7 protein-coding genes are annotated in these 6,848 nt (G+C 74.7%); 4 read left to right on the top strand and 3 right to left on the bottom strand.

Annotated features, from left to right (window positions below):
- Positions 1–104 precede the first annotated feature (104 nt).
- Together RKE29_RS26720 and RKE29_RS26715 are read right to left on the bottom strand one after the other, a co-directional pair.
- On the bottom strand, positions 105–1,196 hold the full coding sequence (locus RKE29_RS26720) for an adenylate/guanylate cyclase domain-containing protein (protein ID WP_312008230.1): 1,092 nt from the start codon (positions 1,194–1,196) through the stop codon (positions 105–107).
- A 544-nt stretch (positions 1,197–1,740) separates the two neighbouring features.
- Complete coding sequence (locus tag RKE29_RS26715; RefSeq protein ID WP_312008229.1) at positions 1,741–2,691, bottom strand: biotin--[acetyl-CoA-carboxylase] ligase; 951 nt, start codon at positions 2,689–2,691, stop codon at positions 1,741–1,743.
- Between the two features lie 376 nt (positions 2,692–3,067).
- On the opposite strand from RKE29_RS26715, the gene RKE29_RS26710 reads away from it, so the two are divergent.
- The 4 genes from RKE29_RS26710 to RKE29_RS26695 all read left to right on the top strand — a co-directional run bounded on the left by RKE29_RS26710 (position 3,068) and on the right by RKE29_RS26695 (position 5,893).
- On the top strand, positions 3,068–4,648 hold the full coding sequence (locus RKE29_RS26710) for an acyl-CoA carboxylase subunit beta (RefSeq protein WP_312008228.1): 1,581 nt from the start codon (positions 3,068–3,070) through the stop codon (positions 4,646–4,648).
- Between the two features lie 20 nt (positions 4,649–4,668).
- A complete protein-coding gene (locus tag RKE29_RS26705) occupies positions 4,669–4,875 on the top strand; it encodes an acyl-CoA carboxylase subunit epsilon (protein ID WP_312008227.1) in 207 nt (68 codons plus the stop codon).
- Positions 4,876–4,995: 120 nt separating this feature from the next.
- A complete protein-coding gene (gene mmpB / locus RKE29_RS26700) occupies positions 4,996–5,127 on the top strand; it encodes a morphogenic membrane protein MmpB (protein WP_312008225.1) in 132 nt (43 codons plus the stop codon).
- A 157-nt stretch (positions 5,128–5,284) separates the two neighbouring features.
- Positions 5,285–5,893 (top strand): nucleoside triphosphate pyrophosphatase, encoded by a 609-nt coding sequence (locus tag RKE29_RS26695; protein ID WP_312008224.1) that lies wholly within the window; start codon positions 5,285–5,287, stop codon positions 5,891–5,893.
- 64 nt (positions 5,894–5,957) lie between these two features.
- On the opposite strand, the gene RKE29_RS26690 is transcribed toward RKE29_RS26695, so the two are convergent.
- Positions 5,958–6,416 carry a hypothetical protein gene (locus tag RKE29_RS26690; protein ID WP_312008222.1) on the bottom strand — a complete coding sequence of 153 codons (459 nt, stop codon included), beginning with the start codon at positions 6,414–6,416 and terminating at the stop codon, positions 5,958–5,960.
- Positions 6,417–6,848 lie beyond the last annotated feature (432 nt).

Below are 6,848 nucleotides of genomic sequence, written 5' to 3'. Positions count from 1 at the left end.
CCGCCAGGGCCCCGCGCTCCGGGCCCGCCCGGCCCGCGCGGTGGACCTCCGCCGGGCCGGGGCCCACCGTGCCGGGCCGCGCGCCCAGCGCGGCCCGGCCCCGCCTACCCCCGCCGCGACAGCAGCCAGGGCTCCACCACGCCCAGGCCCCGGACCGGCCGCTGGTACATCGGCTGGAGCGCGAAGCGGTACCGCGGCGGCTCCCGGCCCTCCTTCTCCGCCGCCGTCGCCGCCTCCGCGGCCTCCGCCTCCGACACCGGCGTGTCCCCGGTACGCACCAGTTCCTCGGCGAAGGCGCCGTCGACCAGGACCGCGTCCTTGGGGGCTATGGACGTCAGGCGGCTGGCCAGGTTGACCGTGGTGCCGAACACGTCGCCCATACGGGTGGTGACCGTGCCGAAGGCCATGCCGACGCGCAGCTCGGGCATGGTCTCGTCGTGCGCCATGGTCTCGATCAGCCGCAGCCCGATCTCGGCGGCGGTCCCGGCCTCGTCGGCGGAGAACAGCACCTCGTCGCCGAGCGTCTTGATCAGCCGCCCGCCGTGCGCGGCGACCAGGTCGGCGGCGGTGGTCTCGAACGCCTCGACCAGCTCGCCCAGTTCCTCCTCCTCCAGGCGCCGGGTGAGCCGGGTGAAGCTGACCAGGTCGGCGAAGCCGACGGCGAGGCGGCGGTCGACCATCTCGGCGTCGTCGGCCGCCTGCACCACGCGCCCGGCGGCGGCCGCGAGCTGCCGCCGGTAGACGTAGACCAGGAACTCCTCCAGCTCCGGCAGCAGCAGCTCGACCAGCGGGTAGGCGATCTCGGTGCGGGTCATGCCGGGCTCCTGCGGCTCGGTCAGCCGCTCCAGGAAGGAGTCGGTCTGCCAGTCGGCGAGCCGCGCGGTGGTCTGGCCGGTGGACCGGGCCACCTGGATGGCCATGGGCTCGCTCAGCAGCCCGGCCTCCACCAGGCCGGACAGCCGGCGCAGGGCCAGCACGTCGGCCTCGGTGAGCGCCTTGGCCTGGCCGATGTCGGCGAAGCCCATGGCGCGCCAGAAGCGGGTGGCCTGCTCGACGGACACCCCGGCGCTGCGAGCGGCCTGGAACGGGGTGTAGCGCCGCTCGGAACCGAGGATCAGCTGCTCCAGCCGGAGCGCGATCGGGTCCGGCTCGGCGGCGTCGTGCGCCGCGCCGGAGCCGGTGTTCTCGACGGTCACCGCTGCCCTTCCGTTCCTGCCGCGTTCCTGCTGCCGCACCGCCGGCCCGCCGGCGGTCTCCGGTGCCGCCGTCCGGCGCCGCGGCGCGCCGGGCGCCGTGGTGCCCTCTGCCGTATGCACGGCCCGGCCTCCCGGTTCGGTTCCCCCGGACCGCGGCGCGGTACCGCGGCGTACGCCACACGGCCCGGCCCGTACGCCGTCGAAGGCGGCGGCGCGCGGCCGGCCCGCGCCGGAGAGCGAGGCCAGGTCAACGATACGTCAGGTGTGCCGTAGCTCACTCTTCCCAGCGTCCGACGGTCCGGATCGCGGATCGGCGCGCGCGGCGGACGGCGGGCTCGGCGTCCGCCGCACGCGCCGCGCGGCGGTCCCGTACCCCCTCGTACGCGCCGTGTGCGGTCCCGTACGCGCCCGGCTCGTACGCGCTCACTCCCCGCCGTACCCGCTCCCGGCCGTCCGATGCTTCCCCCGGCCCGGCCCGCCCCCGCCGCCCGCCTGCTTCCGGCCACCGCGTGCTTCCGACCACCCGGCCCGCCGGGCGGCCCGGCTACGACGCGGGCCGCAGATGCACGATGTCGCCCGCGCCCACCGGCTCCTGCACTCCGCCCTCGGTGGCCAGCACCAGGCGGCCGTCCCCGTCCACCGCGACCGCCTCGCCGACCCGCTCCTCCCCGCCCGGCAGCTCCGCGCGCACCCGGCGGCCCAGGGTGGCGCACCCGGCCGCGTACGCCGCGTGCAGCCCGCACGGCTCGGGGTCGCCGTCGAACCTGCGCCACTCCCCGTACCACTCCTCGATCGACCGCAGCACGGCCCGCAGCAGCGGGTCGCGGTCGGTGGCGGGCGACCCGGCCAGGGCGAGGGAGCCGGCGGTCGGCACGGGCAGCTCGTCGGCGCGCAGCGAGACGTTCAGGCCGACGCCGACGACGACCGCGCCGTCCACCCGCTCGGCGAGGATGCCGCCGAACTTCCGCTCCTCGCCGTCCACGGTCACCAGCACGTCGTTGGGCCACTTCAGGGCGGTGTCCACGCCGGCCGTACGGGCCAGCGCGCCCGCGCTCGCGACGCCGACGAGCAGCGGCAGCCAGCCCCAGCGCTCGGACGGCACCCTGGCCCCGCCCTCGCCGGGCCGCAGCAGCACCGAGAAGAACAGCCCGGACCGGGCGGGCGCCGACCAGGTGCGGCCGAGCCGGCCGCGGCCGGCGGTCTGCCGCTCGGCGACGAGCACCGCCCCCTCCGGCGCCCCGGCCCGGGCCCGTACGGCCAGGTCGGTGTTTGTCGAGCCGGTCTCCGCCACCACGTCCAGCTCGCTCCACAGCCCGCCCGGGCGCACCAGCGCGCGGCGCAGCGCGGCGGCGCTGAGCGGGGGGCGCTCCAGGTCGGCCCAGCGGCCCGGACCGCCGGGGGTGCCGAACGCACGGGCGTGACCGGAGGGGTCTGCCGGGTCCCGTGCGTCGTCCGGGCCTTCCGGTGTGCCGGGGGAAGTGTCAGATGGCGTCATACGGGTCAGCCTAGGGTCAGGAGGTGTGGCCAACGACGCAGTGCCACAGCGCAGTCCCGCCTATACGCTACGAGCCGGTAGCCCACCCGGCCCAACGCTCAAAAGCCCCATAACGTAACGAAACCCCTAATAGCGGGCGCGGAATCCGGCCAGGGACCGGCCGGAGCCCGCCGGACCGCCCGACGCCCGCGACCCGCCAGCGGCCGGCGGACCCGGCTACCCGACCGGACCGCCCCGGCACCGACGACCGGGCGCCCGACGCCGACCGCCCGACACCCGACCGCCGACACCCGACCGCCCGACCGCCCGACACCGACCGACCCCGATTCCGGAAAGCCGCCGTCCCAGCCCCCTAAGCGCCAGGAGCCGAATACCGATGTCCGAGCCGGAGACCGACATCCACACCACCGCGGGCAAGCTCGCGGATCTTCAGCGTCGCATCGAGGAGGCCACCAACGCCGGCTCCGCCCGAGCGGTGGAGAAGCAGCACGCCAAGGGCAAGCTGACCGCGCGGGAGCGCATCGAACTCCTCCTGGACGAGGACTCGTTCACCGAGCTGGACGAGTTCGCCCGGCACCGCTCCACGAACTTCGGGATCGAGAAGAACCGCCCGTACGGCGACGGCGTGGTCACCGGCTACGGCACGGTCGACGGCCGCCCGGTGTGCGTGTACTCGCAGGACTTCACCGTCTTCGGCGGCTCCCTCGGCGAGGTCTACGGCGAGAAGATCGCCAAGGTCATGGACTTCGCGCTGAAGAACGGCTGCCCGGTCATCGGCATCAACGACGGCGGCGGCGCGCGCATCCAGGAGGGCGTGGTCGCCCTCGGCCTGTTCGGCGAGATCTTCCGCCGCAACGTGCTCGCCTCCGGCGTGATCCCGCAGATCAGCCTGATCGTCGGCCCCTGCGCGGGCGGCGCGGTCTACTCGCCGGCCATCACCGACTTCACGGTCATGGCCGACCAGACCTCGCACATGTTCATCACCGGCCCCGACGTGATCAAGACCGTCACCGGCGAGGACGTCGGCTTCGAGGAGCTGGGCGGCGCCCGCACCCACAACACCTCCTCCGGCGTGGCCCACTACATGGCCGGCGACGAGAAGGACGCCATCGAGTACGTCAAGGCGCTGCTGTCCTACCTGCCGTCGAACAACCTCTCCGAGCCGCCCGCCTTCCCCGAGGAGGCGGACCTGGAGGTCACCGACGAGGACCGGGAGCTGGACGTCCTCATCCCGGACTCGGCGAACCAGCCGTACGACATGCACAAGGCCATCGAGCACGTGCTGGACGACGGCGAGTTCCTGGAGACGCAGCCGCTGTTCGCGCCCAACATCATCACCGGCTTCGGCCGCGTCGAGGGCTACCCGGTCGGCGTCGTCGCCAACCAGCCGATGCAGTTCGCCGGCTGCCTGGACATCGACGCCTCCGAGAAGGCCGCCCGCTTCGTACGCACCTGCGACGCCTTCAACCTGCCCGTCCTGACCTTCGTGGACGTGCCCGGCTTCCTGCCCGGTGTCGGCCAGGAGCACAACGGCATCATCCGGCGCGGCGCCAAGCTGATCTACGCGTACGCGGAGGCGACCGTCCCGCTGATCACCGTCATCACCCGCAAGGCGTTCGGCGGCGCGTACGACGTCATGGGCTCCAAGCACCTCGGCGCGGACCTGAACCTCGCCTGGCCCACCGCCCAGATCGCGGTCATGGGCGCCCAGGGCGCGGTCAACATCCTGCACCGGCGCGCCCTCGCCGACGCCGAGGACCCCGAGGCGCTGCGCGCCCAGCTCATGACCGACTACGAGGACACGCTCCTCAACCCGTACGTGGCGGCCGAGCGCGGTTACGTCGACGCGGTCATCCGGCCGTCCGACACCCGCCGCCACGTCATCCGGGGACTGCGGACGCTGCGCAACAAGCGCGAGTCCCTGCCTCCGAAGAAGCACGGCAACATCCCGCTCTAGGACGAAGAAAGGGTGTTTCCATGATCAGAGTCGTACGAGGCAACCCCACCCCCGAGGAGCTGGCCGCCGCCCTGGCGGTGGTCCGGGCGCGGGCCGTGGCGGCCGCCGCCGCCGACGGCGGCGAGGACCACCAGGCCGAGTGGTCCGACCCGGCCCGCACCATCCCCAGCCTCCGGGCCCCGCAGCCGGGCCCGACGGCGTGGCGCACCACCTACTGGCCCGCCTGAGCCCGGCCGGCCCCTGGGGACCCGCCCGCAGAGCCGGCAGGCGGTCTGGTCCCGGTGGACGGTGGCGTCTGAGTACGCGTACTCAGGCGCCACCGGCGCGTACGGCGCACCATCGGCAGCATGCTGTGGTCCGACCCCCCCGACGAGCCGCCCGAGGAGCTGTACCGCGCGCAGGCCATGCTGCGGCGCGCGGGCGCCGTGCTGGCACTGGCCGTGCCGGTCGTGCTGTGCCTGCTGGGGCTGCGGCCCTGAGCCGCCGCCCGGTCGCGGCCGGTGGCCGGTGTGCCTCGCCGGGCCTCGTACGGGCGCCCCGCGGGCCCGTACGCCGCGGCGGTACGGGCCTAAGCGCGCGCACCGCGCGGGAAGGCACCCCGCGGGCGGTCCCCGGGCGCTGTCTAGGCTGGCCCGCATGACCGACCAGCAGCGCACCCTCGTCCTCGCCTCCGCCTCCCCCGCCCGGCTCGGCCTGCTCCGGCAGGCGGGCCTCGCGCCCACGGTGATCGTCAGCGGCGTGGACGAGACCGCCCTCAGCGCCGACTCGCCCGCCGACCTCGCCCGGCTGCTGGCCGAGGCGAAGGCCGACGCGGTGGCCGCGCTGCCCGCGGCGGCCGGGGCCCTGGTCCTCGGCTGCGACTCGGTGCTCGAACTCGACGGCCAGGCGTACGGCAAGCCCGCGGACGCCGAGGAGGCCCTGACCCGCTGGAAGGCCATGCGCGGCCGCTCCGGCGTGCTGCGCACCGGCCACTGCCTGGTGGACACCGCGACCGGCCGCCGCGCCGCCGCGACCGCCGCCACCACGGTCCGCTTCGGGCGGCCCACCGAGGCCGAGATCGCCGCCTACGTCGCCAGCGGCGAACCGCTGCGCGTGGCGGGGGCCTTCACGCTCGACGGCCGCTCGGCGCCCTTCATCGACGGCGTCGACGGCGACCCGGGCAACGTCATCGGGCTGTCCCTCCCGCTGCTGCGGCGGCTGCTGCGCGAGGTGGCGGACACGGCCATCACCGCGCTGTGGGCCTGAGGGCCGCCGCCCCGCGGGCCCGCGGGCCAGGCGCGGGCCCCGGCCGGGCGGAGCCCGTGGCGCCCTACGCCGGGGTCGGGTCCTCGCCCGGCGCGCCGCCGGTCTCGGCGGTTCCGCTCGCCTCGGCGCGCCCCTCCCCCTCGTACGTCACCAGGTTGAGCACGATCAGCGCGAGCACCGCCATCAGCAGCGCGAACGCCGGCCACCCGGCCAGGCCCACCGCGAAGGCGCCCAGCAGGCAGTGCACGACGGCGCAGGTGACGAGCACGACGCGGGAGAAGCCGTGCGGCGCGCGGTCGCGCAGGGCGCACCGCAGCAGCACGAGGCCGCACCCGAGCAGATAGAGGCCGAACACCGCCCCCGCGATCCAGGCGACGAGGGTCATCGTGTGGGTGTGCAGACCGCCGACCGACATCCGCTGGCGGTCCACGGCGAGACCGAGAACCCAGTTGAGCAGCGCGATGCCGACCGCCTCCAGCATGAGCACCGCAGCCGTCACCACGGCTATCGGTCTGCGCCCCACCCCGCTCACCTCTTCCGCGACCGTCCACGCGGCCTGGCGTACGGCCTATGTATGCGGACCGGCTCAGCGACCCAAACGTTACTAACGGGTAAGGCCGGGGACAAGGGGCTGTTCCCGGCCACGCCCGAAGGGAATGTCGCGGCAAAGTTCGCCGAGCCCGTTCGTAGGGTCTCCACAAACGGCCCCGACGCCCCAGCACCTCAGGGACACCGAGACCTTGACCACATCGAGAACCGCCGCGCGGCGCCGAAAACCGGGCGTACCGTGGACCAACGGGGGGTTTGGCTCTCTGCCCGGAGGCAGAGTTCGCGTCCCTGTGGCCAACCTCACGTCTGGGGTCTTCTCGGCGTGTGGTGTCGCCAGTACCTAAACTCGGCTTGTTTCTAGGAGGGAGCCATCGTGCGCAAGGTCCTGATCGCCAATCGTGGCGAG

This window comes from Streptomyces sp. B1866, assembly GCF_031932565.1.
GTDB lineage: Bacteria > Actinomycetota > Actinomycetes > Streptomycetales > Streptomycetaceae > Streptomyces.
Note: the sequence above shows the minus strand (reverse complement) of the source record. Positions and strands in the feature narration are given on the sequence as shown.